This window comes from Streptomyces sp. NRRL S-118 (assembly GCF_000716335.1).
Taxonomy (GTDB): domain Bacteria; phylum Actinomycetota; class Actinomycetes; order Streptomycetales; family Streptomycetaceae; genus Streptomyces.
Genome location: NZ_KL591012.1, coordinates 165,827 through 166,630 on the forward strand (window position 1 = coordinate 165,827; position 804 = coordinate 166,630).

General features: G+C 75.4%; 1 protein-coding gene. It reads left to right on the top strand.

Features of this window, described 5'->3' with window-relative positions:
* The coding region (locus IH00_RS0121405) for a type I polyketide synthase (protein WP_199819790.1) at positions 1 to 804 on the top strand (804 nt) is incomplete at both ends.

Consider the following 804-nt stretch of genomic DNA (forward strand, 5'->3'; position numbering starts at 1 on the left):
CCCTCCCAGGAGCGGGTGATCCGCCAGGCCCTCGCGTCGGCCGGCCTGACCCCGGCCGATGTGGACGCGGTCGAGGGCCACGGCACGGGAACGCCCCTGGGCGACCCGATCGAGGCCGAGGCGCTGCTCGCCACGTACGGCCAGAACCGTACGAACGGCCCCCTGTGGCTCGGGTCCATCAAGTCGAACTTCGGCCACACCCAGGCCGCGGCCGGAGTGGCCGGCGTCATCAAGATGGTGATGGCGATGCGGCACGCGACGCTCCCGCCGACCCTGCACGTCGACGCGCCCTCCCCGCACGTGGACTGGGCATCGGGCGAGGTCGCCCTGCTGACCGAGGCGCGCCCGTGGCCCGCGGGTGAGCGGATCCGCCGCGCCGGCGTGTCGTCGTTCGGCGTCAGCGGTACGAACGCCCACGTCATCCTGGAAGAGGCCCCGGGCACGGAGGCGACCCCGCCGCACGTGCCGGCCGGGGAGAACGGCACGGGCGTCCGGCCGCCGGTCCTCGTACCGCTCTCCGCCCGCGGCGACGCCGCCCTGCGCGAGCAGGCCGACCGCCTCCGGGCGCACATGATCGCCCGACCCGAGCTGGACCACCTCGACATCGGCTTCGCCCAGGCCACCACGCGCGCCCACCTCGAACGCCGCGCCGTCGTCGTGGCCACCGACCGCGGCGCCCTGCTGACCGGCCTGAGCGACCTCAGCTCGGCCGAGCCCGCCGCGAACGTCGTCGAGGCCCAGGTCGCCGGTTCCGCCGTCAAGCCGGTGTTCGTGTTCCCGGGTCAGGGTGCGCAGTGGGTGGGG